The following is a 20,286-nucleotide window of genomic DNA, read 5'->3' as shown; positions in this document are numbered from 1 at the left end:
TGCCGGCAGGCAGAGGGGTCTTAATCAACGCCCCTCACCGGGCCCAGATCACAGCCCGGCATCCTCCGCACCTTCCGCCAGAAGCCCGAAGGCATAGGGCGAGAACGAGCGCCAGCACTCGACCCGGTAATCCTCCTCGCCCGGACGGAACAGCACGATCTCGATCTTGCCGAGCACCGTGCGCGCCGCCGCGCCGACCGGGAAGACCGCGTTGCCGAGATCGAGCGGGCAGCCGCTGGCGATCGCGCCGGCCGCATCCGGGCCGGAGACGATGATCGCCGTGTTGCGGTGGGACACGTCCGTCGCCGAATGCAGCGCGGAAACGCTGGACGCGATGCCCATCAGGTCCGCGCCGTTCTCGTCGATCAGCAGCCACTCGTCCGGGCCGAGCCAGAGCGCGTGGCGGCCGTTCGCCGAAGCCGAGCCCTTCGGGCGCGTCGGCAGTTGCAGGCCGAAGGCCGCCGAGAGGGCGTCGAGGGCATCGGCGCCGGCGCGCAGCGACAGGCGGGTTGCGGGAGCGGCGGGCGTGACGCGCGCGCCGGCGGAGCCGCCGTGGCGGCCGGCAAGCGGCGCCTTGCGAAGAGCTTGATCAGCCATTGAGGCGTCCTCCTTCCTTGTCGATAAACACCATGTCGCTGACCTCGACCGCGATGGTGCGGTCGGGCATCGGCACGTAGAGCGTCTGGCCCATGCGGGCCTGGCCGCCGGCAACGAGCGCCATGGCGATCGACCGGCCGCAATTCTCCGACCAGTAGGACGACGTGACATGGCCGAGCATGGTCATCGGCTTCGGCTGGTTCGGATCGGCGACGATCTGCGCCCCCTCCTCCAGCACCACGCCGGGATCCTTCGTCAGCAGGCCGACGAGCTGCTTGCGGCCCTCCTTGACGAGGTCCGGTCGCTTCAGGCCGCGGATGCCGACGAAGTCCGTCTTCTTCTTCGAGACGGCCCAGCTGAGGCTCGCATCGTGCGGCGTGACCGTGCCGTCCGTATCCTGGCCGACGATGATGTAGCCCTTCTCGGCGCGCAGCACGTGCATGGTCTCCGTGCCGTAGGCGCAGGCGCCGAGCGGTTCGGCCCGCGCCCAGATGGCTTCCCAGACGGCCTGGCCGTAATCGGCCGGCACGTTGACTTCGTAGCCCGCCTCGCCCGTGAAGGACATGCGGAAGAGCCGGGTCGGCACGCCGCAGATCTTGCCTTCGCGCACGCTCATATGCGGGAAGGCCTCGTTGGAGATGTCGATGCCCTCGACCAGCGGCTCGAGGATTTCGCGCGCCTTCGGGCCCTGCACGGCGATCACCGCCCACTGTTCGGTGGTCGAGGTCAGCCAGACCTTGAGATGGGGGAATTCCGTCTGGAGATAGTCTTCCATGTGGTGCATGACGCGTGGCGCGCCGCCCGTCGTGGTGGTGACATGGAAGCGATCCTCCGAAAGACGCCCGACGACGCCGTCGTCATAGACGAAGCCGTCCTCGCGCAGCATGATGCCGTAGCGGCAGCGGCCGGGCTTCAGCGTGTCCCAGGCGTTGGTATACATGAGGTTCATGAAGGTGCCGGCATCCGGACCGACGACCTCGATCTTGCCGAGCGTCGAGGCGTCGAACAGGCCGGCGGCGCTGCGCACCGTGCGGCACTCGCGGTTGACCGCATCGTGCATCGTCTCGCCGGAGCGCGGATAGTACCAGGCGCGCTTCCAGTTGCCGACATCCTCGAAGACCGCGCCATGCGCTTCCTCCCAGTCATGCATCGGCGTCTTGCGCGCCGGGTCGAACAGTTCGCCTCGCGAATGGCTGATCAGCGCGCCGAAGGTGACGGGCGTATAGGGCGCGCGGAAGGTCGTGAGGCCGATCTTCGGAATCTCGCGGTTCAGCACCTCCGAAGCGATTGCCAAGCCATGGATGTTGGACAGCTTGCCCTGGTCCGTCGCCATGCCGTTGGTGGTGAAGCGCTTGATGTGCTCGATCGAGTGCATGCCCTCGCGCACGGCGAGGCGGATGTCCTTGGCGCAGACGTCGTTCTGGAAGTCGACGAAAGCCTTGACCGTCGTGTCGACGCCGGCTCCCTCGCCGGCGCCTGCCATGCCGCCGGTCCATTCGAAGGCGTTTTCGCCGGAAAGCTCGACCTTGCCGCCGCCCTCGTTGCCGGTGGCGCGGGCCATCAGCTCGCCGGCCGCCAGCCCCTCCTCGATGGTCGCCTGCAGGCCGTCCGTGCCGTTGCACGCGCCGACCGAAAGGCAATCCTGCGCATAGGTGCCCGGCAGGAAGCGGCCGGTGGCCGCGTCATAGGCGACCTTGCCGCGCGACTGCGAGAAGAGGTGGACGGACGGCGTCCAGCCCGCCGACATCAGCAGCGCATCGACCGGGATCGACCGCGCCGAGCCGCCGCCGTTGCGGGCGACCGACATGGAGGAGACGCGCAGCTTCCCCTTGGTGTCGACGACCGAATGGCCGGTGAGCACCTCGATGCCGAGCTTGCGGGCCTCGGCAAGAACGGCTTCGCCGGGCTTCTCGCGGTTGTCGACGATGGCGGCAATGGTGACGCCGGCCCGCTTCAGGTCGAAGGCGGCCTCATAGGCCGAATCGCTTGCCGTATAGACGCCGACCTTGCGGCCGACAGCGACGCCGAAATGGTTGAGATAGGTGCGCGCCGCCGAAGCGAGCATGATGCCCGGCCGGTCGTTGTTGGCGAACACCATGTGCCGCTCGATGGAGCCGGTGGCGAGGATGACGCGCTTGGCGCGGACCTGCCACAGCCGCTCGCGCGGCAGCGTCTTGTCGGGGCGGGCGAGATGGTCCGTCACGCGCTCCACGAGGCCGACGAAATTGTGGTTGTAGTAGCCGAAGGCCGTCGTGCGGGTGAGGACGGTGACGTTCTCCATCGCCTTGAGCTTCGCGGCCGCCGCCTGCGCCCAGTCGTAGCCGTTCTGGCCGTCGATCTTCACCGAGATATCGTAGTGCAGCGCACCGCCGACTTCCGGCTGCTCGTCGACCAGGATGACGCGCGCACCGGCCTCGGCGGCGGCAAGCGCGGCCGAAAGGCCGGCGATGCCGGCGCCCGCGACCAGGACGTCGCAATGGGCATAGCGGTTGGCGTAGTGGTCCGGGTCCTCTTCCGTCGGCGCGACGCCGAGGCCGGCGGCTCTACGGATGAAGGGCTCGTAGAGCTTTTCCCAGGCCGCCTTCGGCCACATGAAGGTCTTGTAGTAGAAGCCGGCCGCGAAGAACGGCGACATGAGGTTGTTGACGCCGCCGATATCGAAGGCGAGCGAGGGCCAGCGGTTCTGCGAGGCCACCTTCATGCCGTCGAAGACTTCCTGCACCGGCGCGCGCACGTTCGGCTGGCGTCGGGCGGCGTCGCGCGACACGTCGATCAGCGCGTTCGGCTCTTCGGGACCGGCCGAAAGGATGCCGCGCGGGCGATGATACTTGAACGAACGGCCGACGAGGTGAACGCCGTTGGCGAGCAGCGCGGAGGCGACGGTGTCGCCTTCCAGCGCGTCGAACGTCTTTCCGTCGAAGGTGAAACGCGCCGTCTTGGCGGGCGTCAGGCGGCCCTGGCCGGCAATGCGATTAGCACCGCTCATTTCGCGGTTCCTTCCGTGGCTTCATAGGTTTCGACGGTTTTCTCGGTGGCGGGCGAAACGCCCGGAATGACGGGCTTCGGCTCGCCGGCCTTGTAGCTCATGTAGAACTTGTCGCTGACGGTATCGCGCGCCGCATTGAAGAAGCGGCCGCAGCCATGGATATGGCGCCAGCGCTCGAAGATCAGGCCCTTCGGGTTGTCGCGCAGGAAGAAGTAATCCTCGAACGCCTCGTCGGAGATGTCAGCGATATCGGTCGGCCGGGCGATATGCGCATCGCCGCCGTGGCGGAATTCGAGCTCGGAGCGCTCTTCCTCGCAATAGGGGCAGTAGATCAGCAGCATTTTATCCTACCTGTTCAAAGCTCGGGCCCGGTCACGAACGTGCCGGGAGCCTGGTCGCAAAGTCGCTGGCCCATGGTGACGAAGGGAGCAATCCGGTGCACGAGCTGCTCGACATTGTCGTAAGGGGCCAGAATGTCGTTCATTCCCAAATTGACGATGCTCATCGCGAAGACGTTCATGTCGAGGTTGAAGGCGCGGCTCATGTCCGTTTCATCGGGGATGAAATAGACCGTCCGGTTGCCGAACACTTTCGTGCACCCCAGCATTCCGCCCCTGGCGACGAAGGGCCATTCCGCTTCGCCCGCCGCCCTCTGAATCTTCTGGAAACGAAAGTCCCCCGGCTTGGGGACCATGTCTCCGGCAGGAACGGCCCCGGCCGTCATGAGCAATCCAGCGAGCAGCGCGCCATTCATCAGTGCGCCACGGCCGCGGCCGCCGCCTCGTCGATGAGGCGGCCGGTGCGGAAGCGGTCGAGCGTCAGGCCGGCCGCCAGCTTGTGCGGCTCGCCCTTGGCGATGAGATGGGCGAAGAGATGGGCCGAACCCGGCGTCGCCTTGAAGCCGCCGGTGCCCCAGCCGCAATTGACGAAGAGGTTCGGAACCGGCGTCACGCCCTGGATCGCCGAGCGGTCCGGCGTGTTGTCGGTGATGCCGCCCCACTGGCGCATCATCTTGACGCGGCGGAACATCGGGAAGAGCTCGCAGATGGCATCCAGCGTATGCGTGATGATCTGGAGGCCGCCGGTCTGGGAGTAGGAATTGTACTGGTCCGTGCCCGCGCCGATGACGAGCTCGCCCTTGTCCGACTGCGAGATATAGGCATGCACCGAATTGGACATGACGACGCACGGGAAGATCGGCTTCATCGGCTCGGAAACCAGCGCCTGCAGCGGCACGGAATGCAGCGGCAGCTTCACGTCGGCCATCGACAGGATGACCGAGTTGTGGCCGGAGGCCGAGACCGCGATCTTCCTGGCGCCGATGAAGCCCTTGGAGGTCTCCACGCCCGTCACCGCGCCGTCCGGCCCGCGGCGGATGCCCTTGACCTCGCAGTTCTGGATGATGTGCACGCCGCGGTCCGACGCCGCGCGGGCATAGCCCCAGGCGACGGCGTCGTGGCGGGCCGTGCCGCCGCGGCGCTGGAGGGCCGCGCCGTTGATCGGGTAGCGGGCCGTGGCGGAGATGTCGAGAACCGGCACGAAGTCCTTCGCCTGCTGCGGCGTCAGCCATTCGTTGTCGATGCCGTAGAGACGGTTGGCGTGGACGTGCCGCTGGAAGGACTGCTTGTCGTGGACATTGTGCGACAGCATCATGACGCCGCGCGGCGAATACATGACGTTGTAGTTGAGGTCCTGGCTGAGGCCTTCCCAGAGCTTCAGCGAGTGCTCGTAGATGTCCATGCTCTCGTCATAGAGATAGTTCGAGCGGATGATGGTCGTGTTGCGGCCGGTATTGCCGCCGCCGAGCCAGCCCTTCTCGATGACCGCGACATTGGTGATGCCGTGCTCCTTGGCGAGATAGTAGGCGGCGCCGAGGCCATGGCCGCCGCCGCCGACGATGATCACGTCGTATTCCTTGCGCGGCTCGGGCGAGGTCCACTGTGCCTCCCATCCCTTGTGGCCGCGCATCGCCTCGCGGGCGACGGCGAAAACCGAATATTTGCGCATTACCCAGGTCCTCGATGTCTCGCCGGCCTCGCCGGCTGTTTCCTGTCCCGATAGAAAGCAAATCCTGGCGGCGGACGCCGTATCCTTTGCGACGCGTTCGGGCGTAGCTTGTACCACATGCGACATGACCCGGCGGGGACCATGAGAGGGTTTTCCCGGCCTTTCGCGCAAAATCCCTGATAACGCGATGCGCAAGACTGGACTTCTGCCGAGCGTTCTGGTATCCGACGCCCCAATCGTCAGCCTTCCGGGCTGCGCGAACGTCACTCATTTGCCTGACGACCCCTCCCTGAACAGGGAATCGCCGGGTTAACAACGAACCAAAGGAACGGGATTCTCGTGCAGGTACTTGTCCGCGACAACAACGTCGATCAGGCTCTCCGCGCTCTCAAGAAGAAGATGCAGCGCGAAGGCATTTTCCGTGAAATGAAGATGCGCGACTACTACGAAAAGCCGTCGCAGAAGCGTGCGCGTGAAAAGGCAGAAGCTGTTCGTCGCGTTCGCAAGCTGGCTCGCAAGCGCGCCCAGCGCGAAGGCCTCATCGGCGGCCGTCCTGGCGCCCGCTGATCGGTCGTCTTTTCGACGTTTTCGGATGCAAGACCGGGCGGGGGCGAAGGGTTTCGCCGCCGCCTTTTTTGACGTGATCGGAAGATTTTCACCATTGTGAAACCCTTCCCGTGCAATTCCCGGCATGCCCGCTGCGCACATTTGCCGGAATTGCGTTTCAGGCCGTAGCGTATTCTTCGCGCATGAGGCGCGATGAAGCCGACTTTGAGGATTCGCACTTGGACATGGCTGCATCTACCGGGCTCTCGACCGATCGTCTCTCTTCCTCCTCGTCCGTTCGCATTCGCCGCCCGCTGATGGCCGCCATCGGCGCCGTCTCGCTCGCCCTCGTGCTTGCGGGCTGCCAGTCGACCGCCACCTCGACGGACGTGCTGAAGGTCGAGCGCGCACAGGGCTCGCAGGAGAACATCTCGTCGCTCTCGGCCGTGATCGCCGCCAACCCGCAGGATCCGGAAGGCTACAACGTGCGCGGCTCAGCCTATGGCCGCGCCGGCCAGTACAGCCGCGCGCTCGACGACTTCAACCGCGCCATCGAGCTGAACCCGCGCTACTACCAGGCCTTCGCCAACCGCGCGCTCGTCCAGCGCAGCATGGGCCGGCAGGCGGAAGCGGCCGCCGACTACAACACGGCGCTCCAGCTCAACGCGAACTACGACGTCGCCTATATCGGCCGCGGCAATCTCTATCGCCAGGCCGGCCGGCTCGACGACGCGTTCCGCGACTTCAACCGCGCCATCCAGCTCGATACGACCGATCCGCGCGCCTACCACAATCGCGGCCTGATCTATCAGGCCCGCCGCCAGCACGACAAAGCCATCGAGGACTTCTCCAAGGCCATCTCGCTCTCGCCGAACTCGGCCGAGCCCTATAACGGCCGCGGCATTTCCTACGCGGCGCTCGGCGACGACGACAACGCGTTCTCGGACTTCAACACGGCGATCAACCTCGACGGCAAGCTGGCCGAATCCTGGGCCAACCAGGCGCTCATCTACGAGCGCCGCGGCGACATGGCCAAGGCCGCCCGCTCCTATTCGCAGGCGCTTCGCCTCGACCCGAACTACAAGCCGGCCAAGGACGGCCTCGCCCGCACCCGCGGCGCGGCCAATACCGCAAAGCCCGCCTGACCGGCACGCGCGTTTCCGCGTGACCGCACGCGGGCGCTACTGCGCCAGCACCCCCACCTTGAAGGGCTCCGATGTGAGATCGGGGCAGAGCACCGTCACCTTCCGCGTCTCGCCGCGCGGAAGATGGGCGATCGTGCCGCACACCTTCACGCCATCCTGCTCTATCCACACGCTGACGATCCCGCTGCGGCCCTCGGCCTTCAGCATCGTGTCCACATGGTAGCCGTCCAAGAAGGCGGCTTCGACGACCTGCACGGCATTCGTCGACTCGCCCGTATAGCGCAGGACGAGCGAAACGATCGGCAGGACGGCGAGGACGAGGAGCAGAAGCTCCACTTTCAGTTCGGCTATTTTCATTGGGGCAACGATAAGGAACGTTTTTGTTGATTGTTCCTTTTCGCTGACGCAAACTCGAATTCTACTTGTTGCCCATGCAATCAGACGCCCAGTTTCACAAATATATCCCCTCGAATATCCCCGCTCGAAAACGTTCGTTTATGTTGAAAAAAGCAACATGAAACGGAAGGCAGCGCATGGCGAAGAAGATCGGTTATCTGAGGGTGAGCACGGTCGACCAGAATCCCGACCGGCAGATCGAAGGGCTGAGGGACCTTTGCGACGAGCTTCACGTCGAGACGCTCTCGGCGGTGAGCCGCCGCCGGCCGGTCTACGAGGCGGTCACCGCCGGCCTCGAGGCCGGCGACCTCCTCGTCATCTGGGACCTCGATCGCGCCTACCGCTCGGCAAGGGACGCGCTGGCCGAGCTGGACGCCCTCCAGCAGCGGGGCATCCACTTCCATATCGCCAAGCTCAGCATCGACACGACGACGCCGACCGGCCGTTTCCTCTACACGGTCATGGGCGGGCTGGCGGAATTCGAGCGGCTGACCCTGTCGCAGCGCACCCGCGAGGGCCTTCTCGCCGCCCGCAAGCGCGGCTCCCGCCTCGGCCGCCCGCCCAAGCTCGACGACCGGCAGCTCCGCCTCGCCCGAGAGCGCCTCAGCCACGGCGAAACCATCACCGCCCTCGCCCGCACCTTCGGCGTCGCCCCGTGGACGATGACCCGCGCATTGCGGCGGGGGACGCTGGCGGGAAGCGCCAAGCCGTGAACGTGGTGTCGCCCCTCATCCCCCTGCCGGGACCTTCTCCCCGCAAGCGGGGAGAAGGCGGCAAGCGGCCAGGGTTTCCAGCCGCACGAACAGCGTGGCTTCCGGAAAGCGGGTTTCATTGCTTGGGGAGAACGGTGCCCCACCCCCTTCTCCCCGCCTGCGGGGAGAAGGTCCCGGCAGGGGGATGAGGGGCAAGGCCGCCGCGAAGGACGCGGCGGCGAGCGATCAGTGGTTCATCGCCTTGACGATGTCCTCGGTCATCTTCTTGGCATCCCCCAGCAGCATCATCGTGCCGTCCTTGTAGAACAGCGTGTTATCTATGCCGGCATAGCCGGAGCCGAGGGAGCGCTTGACGAAGAGGCAGGTCTTGGCCTTGTCGACGTCGAGGATCGGCATGCCGTAGATCGGCGAGGACTTGTCGTCGCGCGCCGCCGGGTTCGTCACGTCGTTGGCGCCGATGACATAGGCAACGTCCGCCTGGGCGAATTCCGAGTTGATGTCCTCCAGCTCGAACACCTCGTCATAGGGTACGTTCGCCTCGGCGAGGAGAACATTCATGTGACCGGGCATGCGGCCGGCGACCGGGTGGATCGCGTATTTCACCTCGACGCCCTGCTCCTTGAGCTTGTCGGCAAGCTCGCGCAGCGCGTGCTGCGCCTGCGCCACCGCCATGCCGTAGCCCGGCACGATGATGACCTTGGAGGCGTTCGCCATCAGGAAGGCCGCGTCGTCGGCAGAACCCTGCTTGACCGTGCGCTGGACGCCGTCGTCCGCCGCTGCCGCCGTCTCGCCGCCGAAGCCGCCGAGGATGACGGAGATGAACGAGCGGTTCATGCCCTTGCACATGATGTAGGAGAGGATCGCGCCCGAGGAGCCGACCAGCGCGCCGGTGATGATCAGCGCGAGGTTGCCGAGCGTGAAGCCGATGCCGGCCGCCGCCCAGCCCGAATAGGAGTTGAGCATGGACACGACGACGGGCATGTCCGCCCCGCCGATCGGCACGATGAGCAGCACGCCGAGAGCCAGCGACAGGATCACGATCAGCCAGAAGTCGAAATGGCTTTCCGACAGCGTCAGGCCGACGATGAAGAAGACGATCGCCGCGAGCAGCACGATGTTGATGACATGCCGGTAGGGCAGCATGATCGGCTTGCCGGACATGCGCCCGTCGAGCTTCAGGAAGGCGATGATCGAGCCGGTGAAGGTGATCGCGCCGATGGCCGCGCCGAGCGCCATTTCGACGAGCGCCTGGCCGTGGATTTCGCCGACCTGACCGATGCCGAAGGAGACCGGCGAATAGAGCGCGGCGGCGGCGACGAGCACGGCGGCAAGGCCGACGAGCGAATGGAAGCCGGCGACGAGCTGCGGCATCGACGTCATCGGGATGGAGCGGGCGATATAGGCGCCGGCGCCCCCGCCGATGGCAAGGCCGAGCACGATGAGCACGAGGCCGCCGAAGGAGGGCGTCGCGAGCAGCAGCGTCGTGCCGATGGCGATGCCCATGCCGACCATGCCCAGCATGTTGCCGCGGCGGCTGGTCGTCGGATGCGACAGGCCGCGCAGCGCCATGATGAAGAGCACGCCGGAGACGAGATAGAGGAAGGCTGCGAAGTTCGCGTTCATCGGGCCGGCCTCACTTCTCTTTTTTCTTGTACATCGCCAGCATGCGCTGGGTGACGAGGAAGCCGCCGAAGATGTTGACGGAGGCGAGGATCAGCGCGACAAAGCCGAAGCCAGTCGCAACGCCCGAGAGCGAGATGCCGACGGCGAGCAGCGCGCCGACGACGATGACCGAGGAGATCGCATTGGTGACGGCCATCAGCGGCGTGTGCAGCGCCGGCGTCACCGACCAGACGACATAGTAGCCGACGAAGATCGACAGCACGAAGATCGCGAGGCGGAAGACGAAGGGATCGATCGCCCCACCGGAAATGCCGTGCGCTGCCGCGGCGGCCGCGTCCGGCACATATTCGGAGGCGGTGCGGACGGCCTCCACGGCGCGTTCGAGATCGGTCAGCGCCTTGTCGAGAAGTTCATTCGCCATCACTTGCCCTCCCCTTCATGAACGGCGCCGCCGAAATTCGGATGCACCACGGCCCCGCCATGGGTCAGCATCGTCGCCTTGACGAGCTCGTCCTCGGCATTGACCGAGACCGTCTTCGTTTCCTTGTCGACCATGGTCTCGAGGAAGGTGAGGAGGTTCCTGGCATAGAGCGCCGAGGCGGAGGCCGGAATGCGGCCCGGCACGTTGAGATAGCCGATGACCCTGACGCCCTCGACTTCGACGACGTTGCCCGGTTCCGAGCCCTCGATATTGCCGCCGCGCTCGACCGCGAGGTCGACGGCGACGGAGCCCGTCTTCATGGCGGCCAGCATCTGGCGCGTCACGAGACGCGGCGCCGGCCGGCCGGGGATCAGCGCCGTCGTGATGACGATGTCCTGCTTGGCGATATGGTCGGCGACGAGCGCCGCCTGCTTGGCCTGGTATTCCTTCGACATTTCCTTGGCATAGCCGCCGGCGGTCTCGGCGGCCTTGAACTCGTCGTCCTCGACGGCGATGAACTTGGCGCCGAGCGAGGCGACCTGCTCCTTGGCGGCGGGGCGCACGTCCGTCGCGGAAACGGCGGCGCCGAGGCGGCGGGCCGTGGCGATGGCCTGCAGGCCCGCGACGCCCGCGCCCATGACGAAGACCTTGGCGGCCGGAACGGTGCCGGCGGCGGTCATCATCATCGGCATGGCGCGGTCGAATTCATGGGCGGCGTCGATGACGGCCTGGTAGCCGGCAAGGTTCGCCTGCGAGGAGAGGATGTCCATCGACTGGGCGCGCGTGATGCGCGGCATCAATTCCATGGCGAAGGCGGTGAGCCCGGCCCGCGCCATTTCGGCGATGGCGGCCTCGTTGCCGTAGGGATCCATGGTGGCGATGACGATGGCGCCGGGCTTGTAGCCGGCGATCTCCGAAGCGGTCGGCCGGCGCACCTTGAGCACGACATCGGCCGTCTTCGCCTCTTCCTTTCCGACGATGCGGGCACCGGCGGCTTCATAATCGGCATCGAGGATACGGGAGGCGAGCCCCGCATCGGCCTCGACCATGACGTCGAGCCCCAAAGCCTTCATTTTCTTGACGGTATCAACGGAACCTGCGACGCGGCCTTCGGCCGGGTCGCTCTCCCGCGCGACAAAAACACACTGACTCAAACCGTGGTCCTCCCCCCGAGACTGGCCGTGTTGGATCACGGCGCCGGATGGCGCCGCGGCAAACCGAAGATCCGGTTTTCAGATCAACGCAGCAGGAAGTAGCCGACGACGTTGAGAACGATGAGAAGCACGAGCGCGCTGAAGAAGCCGGCGCTGGTGAAGAAGCCGGCAGCCATGGCGACCAGCAGTGCGACGCAGAACATCGTGCCGTACTTGGCGGCATTGACGAAGAGATTGTAGGTCTTCTCGTGCTCGGGATAGTCCATCGGAGCGCCGAGCTCGACCGGTCCGTTATGATGTTCAGCCATTGTCACCTTCTCCTAAGCAGTCGCACCCGCCAGCCGGAAAGCTCCATCCGATGAGCGCCTAAAACAGGCCGCGCCCAGGACGGGCCGGCGATTCCCTCAAGCGCGAAAGCGCGCGTCTTTCTGGCCATACACAATGGATCGGCAAAGCGCAACGGCAAGCACGACCCCGCTTTCGGCCCTGTATCATTTGCGAAACAAAACGGGCCGGTTTCCTGCAAAACCGGCCGCGCTGCGACATTCCGGTACTGGATTCAGCCCGCGTAGGCGCTGCCGGAAAGCTGGATCCGCCGGTGGGATTCGGCGAGGCGCGCCGTCGGGCGCACGGTGAGCGGGCTGAAGGGCATTTCCTCGCCGCGGGCAAAGAGCATGCGTCGCTCGAAGGGCTCCGACTGGAAGAACGGGAAGCGCGCATAGAGCGAGGAGCGCACGTCCTTGCAGCGCGTCGCCATCAGCATCAGGTCGATGATGAACTTGCCCTGCCGGCTCTTCGGCGAGGCGACGAAATCGCCGTCGAAGACGCGCCGGTAGAAGGCCGCATGCGCCGGCTTGACCATCTGCAGCACGCGGTCGGCATCGAAATAGTCCGCCGCCATGGTGGCAAGGCGCAGCGTCAGATAGGGGATCGCCGGCATCTCGCTCCAGATTTCCGGGTCCGCGGCAAGGCGGACCGGATCGATCAGCGACATGCCCGCATCGAGGAAGGCCTTGACCTCGTCGGGAAACACCTTGCCCGACGAGGTGACGCGGTGGTCCGGCGTCACGTGGTGCAGGCGCACCGTCGAGATCAGCCGCTCGTCGTGATAGACGCCGAAGACATAGGCCTGGCTGTCGAAATCGACCTCGTCGATCAGCAGGTGGGAATCTTCCGCAAGGTGCATGACGCTGCCGGCCTTGTAGGCCTTGTAGCGGACCCGCGCGACGTCCTCCATGTCCTCACTCGTCTCGACCCGGCGGTATTCCACCCTGTCGAGCAGCCCAAGAAGCTTTTCGGAAAAGCGATTGGTCGCCATTTCCCCGTTGGCCATTTCCCGTATCCCCGATCGAAAAAGCCGACCGCACTTTGCCGCCGACTCCATAATCATGGATATAGGACAATTTGTGTAAAATACTATTCATTAACCTTACCATATGGTTAATACTAAATTTGAACAAACTGATAAATATGCTGGAATTAGAGCTTAGCGAAATATCGGGGATGGGGAAAAATCAGGCGACGCGGCGGCCGCGGCGGCGCGGCTCGTCCGGATTGCCGCCGAGGCTCTCGTAGCGGTCGCGCAGCGCCTCCAGCGACATGGGCGCGGCGAAGACATAGCCCTGCACCAGATCGGCGCAGTGATACTTGTTGATGAGCGCGAGCTGTTCCTCGGTCTCGACGCCCTCGATGACGATGCGCAGGCCGAGTTCCCGCGAGAGGTTCACGGTGCCGCGCAGCAGCTTGAAGCGGCGCGGGTCCTCGCCGATGTTGCGCACGAAGGACCGGTCGATCTTGATGACGTCGAGCGGAAGCTGGTCGAGATAGCTGAGGCTGGAATAGCCGGTGCCGAAATCGTCGATGGCGATGGTGATGCCGCGGGCGCGCAGTTCCTGCAGGATCGCCTGCACCTTCACCGGCTCTTCCATCAGGCAGCTTTCCGTGACCTCCAGATGCAGGCGGTGCGGCTCCAGCCCCGCCTTCTCCAGCGCCTCCGAAACCACGTCGATGATGCCGGTGCCGCGCAGGTCCTGGACGGAAAGGTTGACCGAGACCCCCATATGCGCCGGCCATGTCACGCAGTCCGTGCAGGCGCGGCCGACCATGAAGCGCGTGATCTCCGAGACGATGCCCATCTCCTCGGCGACCTGGATGAAGACGGTCGGCGGCACCGGGCCGCGCTCGGGATGCGTCCAGCGCGACAGCGCCTCGCAGCACTCGATGCGCGAGCCGTCCGGCACGAACATCGGCTGGTAGGCGACGGAGAGCGCGTCGCCGGCAAGCGCCTCGCGCAGGTCCTCCTTCAGCTTCTGGCGGTCGACATAGCGCGCGTCCATCTCCTGCTCGAAGACCGTCAGGCTGCCCTTGGCGCGCGACTTGGTCTCGAACAACGCAAGGTCGGCGCGGATCTGCATCTCCTCCAGCCGGAACTCGTCGCTCGCCACGGTCACGCAGCCCGCGCTGAACGAAACGAAGAGGGTCATGCCCTCCACTTCGTAGCTGCCGCGAAGCTGCTCGTGGAAGCGCCGCATCCGCACCTCGAGATCGCGCCGGTTCACCTCGTTCGGGAAGAAGAGCACGAACTCGTCGCCCATCAGGTGGCCGGCGATGACGCGGTCGCCGGTCAGCCGCCGCAGCCGGTCGGCGATGGCGCACAGCAGCCGGTCGCCGGTGACATGGCCCTTCATGTCGTTGACATGCTTGAAGTCGTCGACATCGAGGACCATGACGCCGACCGTGCCCGGCTTCTTGCGCTCGCCCAGCGCCTCCTGCACGAGGTCGGCGAAATAGCTGCGGTTCGGCAGGCCGGTGAGGCTGTCGTAGCGAACCATGTGCAGGATCTTCTTTTCCGCCCGCACCCGCGCCGTCACGTCCTCGAAGATCAGCACGGCGCCGCCCGTCTCGCGCGGGGCCGCGGTGAATTCCAGATAGAGCCCTTCCGTCACCTGCACGAGCGCCCGCGAGCGCTCGCCCTTCAGGAGTTCGTCGAGCTGGCGCAGAATGGTCTTGCTCTGCTCGGCGTTGAAGAAGGTGTTGCGCACGCCGAAGCGCAGCACGACGTCGAGATGGCAATCCTTCAGCCGGTCCTGGCTGCCGAGATGCAGCAGTTCGCAGGCCCGCCGGTTGGCGACAAGGATGCGGTGGTCCGCATCCAGCATGAAGAGACCGTGCGGCATGTTGTTGAGCGCGGTGTCGAAGCGGTCGGCGATGGTCGCAAGCTCGCGGGCGGCCAGCACGTTCTCGTAGAGGAAGGTGCGCACGCCATTCGCCATGCTGCGCGTCGTCATGGCAAAGGGGATGACGAGCGAGGCGAGGACCGCATGATAGAAGTCCTGCAGGCCGAGGAAGCCGACCGCGATGGGAAAGCAGGCGGAGAAGACCATGTAGTTGACGGTCCGCGGCGAGCCGTAGTTGCGCCCGACCACCGAAACCATGGTGCCGAAGGTCACCGCGATGGTAGCGATTTCCGCGAAGGCGTCACGGCTGACCAGCAGGCTGTAGCCGCAGGCCGTGCCGAGCGCCAGCGTCGTACCGACGGCGCCGAGATTGTACCAGTTTTCCCAGTAGCGGATGCCGTCCATGTCGAGCGCGGACTTGTCCACCCGGTCGAAGTACCGCATGCCGACCGCGCGCGTCCCCCAGATCAGGACGATGAGCGCGCTCCAGGCGAGAAAGAAGGGATCGGCGGTCTTGGCGAAAACGAAGGCGAGCGTGATGACATGGGAAATCATGCCCACGAAAAGGGTCTGGCGGTTCCCGTACAGCGAACTGACGAACGACAGGTAGACATCGGCCGGCAGTGTGTCTTGACCCTTATCCTTCATGGACTCGGCACTCCCTATGACGAGCGAGGGTTACCGGCCAAAATTTAATGAATGATTTCGGGAAATTACCCAATAAGATGGGGACGTTTGGACATTATTGCACCCTTCTTCAACCAAGGAAAGCCGTCTTCAACCCAATATTGCAAAATAACCTCTTTCGAGGAAAGCAACTCAACCTGCCATACCTGTCCGGCGCAACTTTCGGACCCGGCAACGACAAAGTATTGCGTGGAAGCGCCGCCGGGAATTTGTCGCCACAAACGTGGATTGCAATCTGGTGGTTAACAACTTGCGTCCGGTTTCCCCCTGAAAAGTGACGACGCGCGGCCCGATCGGAGCGCCGCGCATTGTCCGCGAGCCGCTGCCGCGTCGTCATTTCGCCAGAAAAGGGGAATTGACTGGCGCGGGATTTGATAGCAAATCCTCTTTTGGTATTTCTTTTCCCGGAGCCCATCATGTCGAAACCTGTCGTCGCCATTCCCGCCGATATCCGGGAAATCGAGGGCAACGTCTGGCAGGCCACCCCGAACCAGTATGTCCGCGCCGCCGTCAAGGGCGCGGGCGTCCAAGTCTTCCTCGTTCCGGCGCTCGAGGCCGACAACGATTTCGACGGCATCCTCGACCGGGTCGACGGGCTTCTGGTCAGCGGCTCGCGCACCAATGTCCATCCCTCGCTCTACGGCAGGCCGGCCACCGACGCGGAAGGTCCCTATGACACCGCCCGCGACGCGACGAGCCTGCCGCTCATTAAGCGCGCTCTCGAGCGCGGCATCCCGCTTCTCGCCATCTGCCGCGGCATCCAGGAACTCAACGTCGTTCTCGGCGGCACGCTCGCCAACGAGATCCAGGAACAGCCCGGCATGTGGGACCACCGCAAGCCCGATACGCCGGTGCTCGACGTCGCCTACGGCATCCGCCAGAAGGTGCTCGTCAAGGAAGGCAGCTGCCTCGCCTCGGTGATCGGCGCGGGCGAGGTGCAGGTGAATTCGCTGCACCGCCAGGCGATCTCCGAAATGGCCCCGCGCCTTGCCGTGGAAGCGGTCGCGGAGGACGGCACCGTCGAGGCCGTCTCCGTCATCGGCGCCAAGGCCTTCGCGGTCGGCGTCCAGTGGCACCCGGAATACTGGGTCGGCTCCGACCAGCCCTCCAACAAGCTCTTCGCCGCCTTCGGCCAAGCCGTCCGCGACTACGCCGCCGCGCGGCAGGGCCTCGTACACCGCACGGCGGCTGAGTAGGGCCAACGCGGCCATAAAACCTCACGACAGCTTCGCGCCGTCATTCCCGTCATTTTACGCGGCCTTGGCGAATAGCTAAAGCAGACCTTCTGCTTTGGTCGGCGATACGACCGAAATGGGGTGGGTTGCCGACAGTCTGTTTTTGGGCAGTGGACAAGATAAGCAGACGTCAGGCGACTGCCGGATTGGCCCGACAGCAGAAGGGCGGCTTTTCTAAAGCTGCCCTCCGATCGCATTCGTCACGTCGGTAGCCCCCTTCGCCTATCGCTTCGTCAGTTTCTCCCCGAAGTAGAGCACCTTGATGCAGCTTTGCCCCACGGGAACCGGCCATTGAAAGTGGAGCCGGAATTGGGGGGTTTTGACCTTGCCGTGCCAGGAGCAATAGAGACCGACCCCGTTGTTGCTGTTATCGCGGAAGATGAAGACATCGTCGTTCTGCGGTTTTTCGTCGGAGAACCAAGCCTTGCCGCCTTGGAAATGTTCTTCCAGCAATCTCAACGCAGTTAGGGACAAGGCGCCATCGCTCCCCATGCCTCCCGCGATCTCATCGAGCACCCTGAGTAGCGCGAACCCTCGACGAACGACATTTCCATTGAAGGGATGCTTCTTCAGGCCAGCGGCAAAATTCTGCTCATCAATCATCAGGTTGCCAAAGCGGCTGGTGCAGGCGGAAATGAAGTCGTCCCAGTTCTCGGGTTCGATCTCGAGCGAGCCATCGAGAGCTTCGAGCTCAGCGACGTCCCACAGGTTGACGACCTCAGCCATCCAAAGGGGCTCACCAGGGAGGCCTTGCATCACCGTCAAAGGCGATCGCTCGAATCTGGAAGACGATGCGTGGGCCAAGCTGAAGGAAGCAGCGTCCTCACCGACGAGAAGCTTCCGTGCGGCAGCGCCCAAGCCCTGATCGGTGACTTCGTCCTCATCGAACCACCAAAGATCGTTCGCCGTTTCCATCGGCTCGTCGTCGGAGAACGGACCGCTTTTTCCGAGCCAGTTGAGAAGCAGCGATCGTTCTGTTTGGCGCGCGGCAGCGATTATGCTGTGCAAGGACATCGCCCCCGCGGCCGGTCTGGAGAGTAGTCCCCTTGAGACCACCAGCCTGAACCTTCCCTTCTGAGCCTGTGCGAAGATCCGGAGAAGTACGCTCACCGCCTGCCCGCCGGTGTCGAATTGGCCGCCGAGCGATAGATCGTTCAGGTGGACGTCCATCTATTCCATCAGCCCCAGAAGGTGGCCGAGGTCGCTCTCGGCCTGATCGAAGAAGCCCTGCGGCCAGCGATCGATCTCGCCGCTATCGTCGATATTCAGCTTCTGGACACCATGGTCCTGCCGGGAAGAGCCGCCGAAGAAGTATATCGCAGCTTCGCTTGGAGATAATGTTCTCTGCTTGATGGCAAGACGCACTCCATTGAGGAAATGATCGCTGTGGGTCTCGACCAGTATGCGAACGCCTGCCGCTGCGAACCGTGAGACGATCTTCCCCAATTCCGATTGCGCGCGTGGGTGAAGATGCGCCTCCGGACTATCCACGATTACCAGTTGCCCGGGGCGGGCGGCCAGCATCGCGACGATCAACGGAAAGACGTAAGTTAATCCAAAGCCAATGTTTCCCGGCCTCACCCAACCAGAGGATCCGAGTCCGAGATCGAGTCTGAACAAATCGGACCCAACCAATTGGTCGGTATTGGCCACTGCCCCGGGGAAGAGCTGAGACAGATAGGCATCCACCTGGCCACGCACTGTGGTACGTTCTTCGTCAGGATGCCGGCGTTCCTCGGGGACTTCGTCATCCGCGATCTGGAAGTGCCAATAAGGGGCGAACTCCCCCGATTTCCCGACATCGCCGAACGGTGTGGTGATCGGAGGGGACGGCCACGCCGTGTTGGAGAAAAGCCGCGAGGCACCGAGGAACGTCAATCCACTGACCTTCTCGCACAAAATCGATGCAGCATGGCCAACGGGCGGCGCAACATCGGTGGTGTGGACGGCTTCACCGTCGGCGGAGAACGTGGCTTGCTCGACCTTGAGGTGGCGGACCCTGCGCTCTGCAGTCAGGCTCCAAATGGCTTGGACGCCGTCCTCCTCGAAAGCGAAAGCTATGCGTCCCTCGCCCTCCGATCTCGCGACGTCCAGCGCCGTCCCGAGATGCACCAAGGGCCCGTCCAGATCGATCCTGTTGCCATTGGGCGCCATGCGAAGCGATTGGCTCACCAAGAGCAGCGTCTGAATAGCAGTGGACTTTCCAGCACCGTTGAATCCGGTGAAAAGTGTCAGACCCGAAAGTTCGAGCTCCAAATGATCGAAGCACTTGAACCCCTTCACGGATACACGAAAGCTCATATCAAGTATTCCGCAAATTTTTCGAGTGCCTCTTCAAACCGGCCAGTCACTTGACTGCCACTGTTGGTCGAGTAGCTCACGTGGAACACGAATGTGTCGTCCCTCATGAGAGAGATCACCTTGCGTTTGAAACCCTCTTCGTCCGCCAATAAATGAGCTTCGCTGATCTTGGCGAAACAAACGGAAAAAACATCGAACATGGAGATGTTGAGCGGTGTACGCCATGCGTTGGCATTGTCTTCTTTCAGCGACTTCCGGAATGCCTGCAGACCGAAGAGACGATAATTCCATTTCATGGAGTGGCGGAAGCGGTCCTGCATGTCGGCAAGCTCCGAGGGAGGAGCTGAATTCATGTACGCGAGCGATCGCGCCAAGAATTCATCCATCTCACCGCTCACATAGGCCTTGTGCCCCAGCAGATAGAACGCTGCGAAACGATTGATGGCTTCTCTGTCTCGCATGGTCTTCGACTTCAAGGAACCAGCGTTGACCTTCTGGAACTCCGCCGAAGCAGCTTGGTCCCGCAACCATTGCGTTGCCTTCCCCGAATAAAGCGCATTGCGCATCTGCTGTCGGGTGAGCGGCGCTCCGCTGTTCACCCGGTCGAATATGTCGAGCCGAGCAGCCTCAGGCGCCTTCCTGTCGAGAATATAAAGGACCAGCTGAGTGTCCTCGATCCGCTCCTGGAGCCTCGGCTCGAGATCGTTGAAGAACTTGCCCTCCAAATAGTGCGGAGCGCCTTGCTTAGGGCTCAGTCCACTAAGCCTGAACTCGTTCTTGAGGAACCGTGAGAAGGTCGTCAGGCGCTGCAGACCGTCGACGACGATGATGCGGCCATCCGGCGCTTCCGCCACGTAGAAGACCGGGAGTGGGATGCGCATGACGCAGCTCTCAATGAGCTTTGACTGCTTTTCGACGTCCCAGACGAATGCCCTCTGGAATTCGGGGTCCATGATGTAGCGGCCCTTGCCGATGCGCTCTACCACCTCGCGAGCAGAACGCGTCTCGGTTCTGACCATTACGTCTTCCAGAGGATAATCCGCACGAGAGGTCTCCGGCTCCATGTCGAGACCCTCGACATCGTCCTTCTCCGAATCGGCATTCGAGCCGTCAACCATTCTGAACTCCCTTTCGTCTGCTCCATCGGTATCATATTTCGTCGCGAGGGGAAGACCGACGCGAACACGCTTTGCGAGCTCGCTGTGGCTGTCGGTGCAGCGGCACTTAACGCGATCACAAACCTGTCTAATGTCCGCTTAGCGGTGTCCGCGATTTAATTTCGAGCAACCGGAATGAAGT

The 20,286-nt window shown here is 63.9% G+C and carries 20 protein-coding genes; 4 read left to right on the top strand and 16 right to left on the bottom strand.

The window, feature by feature from the left end:
• Positions 1-48: 48 nt before the first annotated feature.
• The 5 genes from ACZ1A1_RS22835 to ACZ1A1_RS22815 are packed head-to-tail and all read right to left on the bottom strand — an operon-like array spanning position 49 to position 5,590.
• Positions 49-597 carry a sarcosine oxidase subunit gamma gene (locus tag ACZ1A1_RS22835; protein WP_463621718.1) on the bottom strand — a complete coding sequence of 183 codons (549 nt, stop codon included), beginning with the start codon at positions 595-597 and terminating at the stop codon, positions 49-51.
• Positions 590-3,583, bottom strand: a complete 2,994-nt coding sequence (locus tag ACZ1A1_RS22830; protein ID WP_463621716.1) for a sarcosine oxidase subunit alpha — start codon at positions 3,581-3,583, stop codon at positions 590-592. Before ACZ1A1_RS22830 ends, ACZ1A1_RS22835 begins: the two co-directional genes overlap by 8 nt.
• A complete protein-coding gene (locus tag ACZ1A1_RS22825) occupies positions 3,580-3,924 on the bottom strand; it encodes a sarcosine oxidase subunit delta (RefSeq protein WP_119256645.1) in 345 nt (114 codons plus the stop codon). The genes ACZ1A1_RS22830 and ACZ1A1_RS22825 overlap by 4 nt, the downstream gene beginning before the upstream one ends.
• A gap of 14 nt (positions 3,925-3,938) precedes the next feature.
• Complete coding sequence (locus ACZ1A1_RS22820; protein ID WP_313193163.1) at positions 3,939-4,337, bottom strand: hypothetical protein; 399 nt, start codon at positions 4,335-4,337, stop codon at positions 3,939-3,941.
• Positions 4,337-5,590 (bottom strand): sarcosine oxidase subunit beta family protein, encoded by a 1,254-nt coding sequence (locus ACZ1A1_RS22815; RefSeq protein ID WP_203316104.1) that lies wholly within the window; start codon positions 5,588-5,590, stop codon positions 4,337-4,339. Before ACZ1A1_RS22815 ends, ACZ1A1_RS22820 begins: the two co-directional genes overlap by 1 nt.
• A 339-nt stretch (positions 5,591-5,929) precedes the next feature.
• Between ACZ1A1_RS22815 and rpsU the strand changes: the two genes are divergently transcribed.
• Positions 5,930-6,157: a 30S ribosomal protein S21 gene (gene rpsU, locus ACZ1A1_RS22810; RefSeq protein WP_119256642.1), complete on the top strand. Its 228-nt coding sequence runs from the start codon at positions 5,930-5,932 to the stop codon at positions 6,155-6,157.
• A gap of 224 nt (positions 6,158-6,381) precedes the next feature.
• Positions 6,382-7,281 carry a tetratricopeptide repeat protein gene (locus ACZ1A1_RS22805; protein WP_463621715.1) on the top strand — a complete coding sequence of 300 codons (900 nt, stop codon included), beginning with the start codon at positions 6,382-6,384 and terminating at the stop codon, positions 7,279-7,281.
• 36 nt (positions 7,282-7,317) lie between these two features.
• Here ACZ1A1_RS22805 and ACZ1A1_RS22800 read toward each other — a convergent pair whose 3' ends face one another.
• On the bottom strand, positions 7,318-7,638 hold the full coding sequence (locus ACZ1A1_RS22800) for a hypothetical protein (protein ID WP_463621714.1): 321 nt from the start codon (positions 7,636-7,638) through the stop codon (positions 7,318-7,320).
• Positions 7,639-7,814: 176 nt separating this feature from the next.
• Here ACZ1A1_RS22800 and ACZ1A1_RS22795 point away from each other — a divergent pair, with 176 nt between their 5' ends.
• Positions 7,815-8,390, top strand: a complete 576-nt coding sequence (locus ACZ1A1_RS22795) for a recombinase family protein (protein WP_424548495.1) — start codon at positions 7,815-7,817, stop codon at positions 8,388-8,390.
• A 225-nt stretch (positions 8,391-8,615) separates the two neighbouring features.
• Here the strand turns inward: ACZ1A1_RS22795 and ACZ1A1_RS22790 are convergent, their stop codons facing one another.
• The 7 genes from ACZ1A1_RS22790 to ACZ1A1_RS22760 form a co-directional block, all read right to left on the bottom strand.
• Positions 8,616-10,013: an NAD(P)(+) transhydrogenase (Re/Si-specific) subunit beta gene (locus ACZ1A1_RS22790; protein WP_119256639.1), complete on the bottom strand. Its 1,398-nt coding sequence runs from the start codon at positions 10,011-10,013 to the stop codon at positions 8,616-8,618.
• Between the two features lie 10 nt (positions 10,014-10,023).
• Positions 10,024-10,434 carry an NAD(P) transhydrogenase subunit alpha part 2 gene (locus ACZ1A1_RS22785; RefSeq protein WP_313193166.1) on the bottom strand — a complete coding sequence of 137 codons (411 nt, stop codon included), beginning with the start codon at positions 10,432-10,434 and terminating at the stop codon, positions 10,024-10,026.
• The gene (locus ACZ1A1_RS22780; protein ID WP_463621713.1) at positions 10,434-11,588 is read right to left on the bottom strand and encodes a Re/Si-specific NAD(P)(+) transhydrogenase subunit alpha; all 1,155 of its coding nucleotides are present in this window, start codon (positions 11,586-11,588) and stop codon (positions 10,434-10,436) included. The genes ACZ1A1_RS22785 and ACZ1A1_RS22780 overlap by 1 nt, the downstream gene beginning before the upstream one ends.
• An 83-nt stretch (positions 11,589-11,671) precedes the next feature.
• Positions 11,672-11,896, bottom strand: coding sequence for an aa3-type cytochrome c oxidase subunit IV (locus ACZ1A1_RS22775; RefSeq protein ID WP_313193168.1), 225 nt, complete (start codon positions 11,894-11,896; stop codon positions 11,672-11,674).
• A gap of 251 nt (positions 11,897-12,147) precedes the next feature.
• The gene (locus ACZ1A1_RS22770; RefSeq protein WP_313193169.1) at positions 12,148-12,921 is read right to left on the bottom strand and encodes an N-acyl amino acid synthase FeeM domain-containing protein; all 774 of its coding nucleotides are present in this window, start codon (positions 12,919-12,921) and stop codon (positions 12,148-12,150) included.
• A 181-nt stretch (positions 12,922-13,102) separates the two neighbouring features.
• Positions 13,103-15,412: a putative bifunctional diguanylate cyclase/phosphodiesterase gene (locus ACZ1A1_RS22765; RefSeq protein ID WP_463621712.1), complete on the bottom strand. Its 2,310-nt coding sequence runs from the start codon at positions 15,410-15,412 to the stop codon at positions 13,103-13,105.
• Positions 15,413-15,521: 109 nt separating this feature from the next.
• On the bottom strand, positions 15,522-15,890 hold the full coding sequence (locus ACZ1A1_RS22760) for a hypothetical protein (RefSeq protein ID WP_463621711.1): 369 nt from the start codon (positions 15,888-15,890) through the stop codon (positions 15,522-15,524).
• Here ACZ1A1_RS22760 and ACZ1A1_RS22755 point away from each other — a divergent pair.
• Positions 15,868-16,647 carry a gamma-glutamyl-gamma-aminobutyrate hydrolase family protein gene (locus tag ACZ1A1_RS22755; protein WP_463621710.1) on the top strand — a complete coding sequence of 260 codons (780 nt, stop codon included), beginning with the start codon at positions 15,868-15,870 and terminating at the stop codon, positions 16,645-16,647. The genes ACZ1A1_RS22760 and ACZ1A1_RS22755 overlap by 23 nt on opposite strands.
• A gap of 261 nt (positions 16,648-16,908) precedes the next feature.
• Here the strand turns inward: ACZ1A1_RS22755 and ACZ1A1_RS22750 are convergent, their stop codons facing one another.
• The 3 genes from ACZ1A1_RS22750 to ACZ1A1_RS22740 are packed head-to-tail and all read right to left on the bottom strand — an operon-like array spanning position 16,909 to position 20,105.
• Positions 16,909-17,856 (bottom strand): hypothetical protein, encoded by a 948-nt coding sequence (locus ACZ1A1_RS22750; protein ID WP_463621709.1) that lies wholly within the window; start codon positions 17,854-17,856, stop codon positions 16,909-16,911.
• Positions 17,857-18,987 carry a DUF3696 domain-containing protein gene (locus tag ACZ1A1_RS22745; protein WP_463621708.1) on the bottom strand — a complete coding sequence of 377 codons (1,131 nt, stop codon included), beginning with the start codon at positions 18,985-18,987 and terminating at the stop codon, positions 17,857-17,859.
• Positions 18,984-20,105 carry a DUF262 domain-containing protein gene (locus ACZ1A1_RS22740; protein ID WP_463621706.1) on the bottom strand — a complete coding sequence of 374 codons (1,122 nt, stop codon included), beginning with the start codon at positions 20,103-20,105 and terminating at the stop codon, positions 18,984-18,986. The genes ACZ1A1_RS22745 and ACZ1A1_RS22740 overlap by 4 nt, the downstream gene beginning before the upstream one ends.
• Between the last annotated feature and the right edge of the window lie 181 nt (positions 20,106-20,286).

The sequence above is a fragment of the Shinella sp. R2-11 genome, from assembly GCF_055330205.1.
This window is presented reverse-complemented; position numbering and strand designations above follow the sequence as displayed.

Coding starts and splice junctions, on each gene's coding strand:
- ACZ1A1_RS22835 (WP_463621718.1), bottom strand. CDS start 597: ATGGCTGATCAAGCTCTTCGCAAGGCGCCGCTTGCCGGCCGCCACGGC.
- ACZ1A1_RS22830 (WP_463621716.1), bottom strand. CDS start 3,583: ATGAGCGGTGCTAATCGCATTGCCGGCCAGGGCCGCCTGACGCCCGCC.
- ACZ1A1_RS22825 (WP_119256645.1), bottom strand. CDS start 3,924: ATGCTGCTGATCTACTGCCCCTATTGCGAGGAAGAGCGCTCCGAGCTC.
- ACZ1A1_RS22820 (WP_313193163.1), bottom strand. CDS start 4,337: ATGAATGGCGCGCTGCTCGCTGGATTGCTCATGACGGCCGGGGCCGTT.
- ACZ1A1_RS22815 (WP_203316104.1), bottom strand. CDS start 5,590: ATGCGCAAATATTCGGTTTTCGCCGTCGCCCGCGAGGCGATGCGCGGC.
- ACZ1A1_RS22805 (WP_463621715.1), top strand. CDS start 6,382: ATGGCTGCATCTACCGGGCTCTCGACCGATCGTCTCTCTTCCTCCTCG.
- ACZ1A1_RS22800 (WP_463621714.1), bottom strand. CDS start 7,638: ATGAAAATAGCCGAACTGAAAGTGGAGCTTCTGCTCCTCGTCCTCGCC.
- ACZ1A1_RS22795 (WP_424548495.1), top strand. CDS start 7,815: ATGGCGAAGAAGATCGGTTATCTGAGGGTGAGCACGGTCGACCAGAAT.
- ACZ1A1_RS22790 (WP_119256639.1), bottom strand. CDS start 10,013: ATGAACGCGAACTTCGCAGCCTTCCTCTATCTCGTCTCCGGCGTGCTC.
- ACZ1A1_RS22785 (WP_313193166.1), bottom strand. CDS start 10,434: ATGGCGAATGAACTTCTCGACAAGGCGCTGACCGATCTCGAACGCGCC.
- ACZ1A1_RS22775 (WP_313193168.1), bottom strand. CDS start 11,896: ATGGCTGAACATCATAACGGACCGGTCGAGCTCGGCGCTCCGATGGAC.
- ACZ1A1_RS22770 (WP_313193169.1), bottom strand. CDS start 12,921: ATGGCCAACGGGGAAATGGCGACCAATCGCTTTTCCGAAAAGCTTCTT.
- ACZ1A1_RS22765 (WP_463621712.1), bottom strand. CDS start 15,412: ATGAAGGATAAGGGTCAAGACACACTGCCGGCCGATGTCTACCTGTCG.
- ACZ1A1_RS22755 (WP_463621710.1), top strand. CDS start 15,868: ATGTCGAAACCTGTCGTCGCCATTCCCGCCGATATCCGGGAAATCGAG.
- ACZ1A1_RS22760 (WP_463621711.1), bottom strand. CDS start 15,890: ATGGCGACGACAGGTTTCGACATGATGGGCTCCGGGAAAAGAAATACC.
- ACZ1A1_RS22750 (WP_463621709.1), bottom strand. CDS start 17,856: ATGGACGTCCACCTGAACGATCTATCGCTCGGCGGCCAATTCGACACC.
- ACZ1A1_RS22745 (WP_463621708.1), bottom strand. CDS start 18,987: ATGAGCTTTCGTGTATCCGTGAAGGGGTTCAAGTGCTTCGATCATTTG.
- ACZ1A1_RS22740 (WP_463621706.1), bottom strand. CDS start 20,105: ATGGTTGACGGCTCGAATGCCGATTCGGAGAAGGACGATGTCGAGGGT.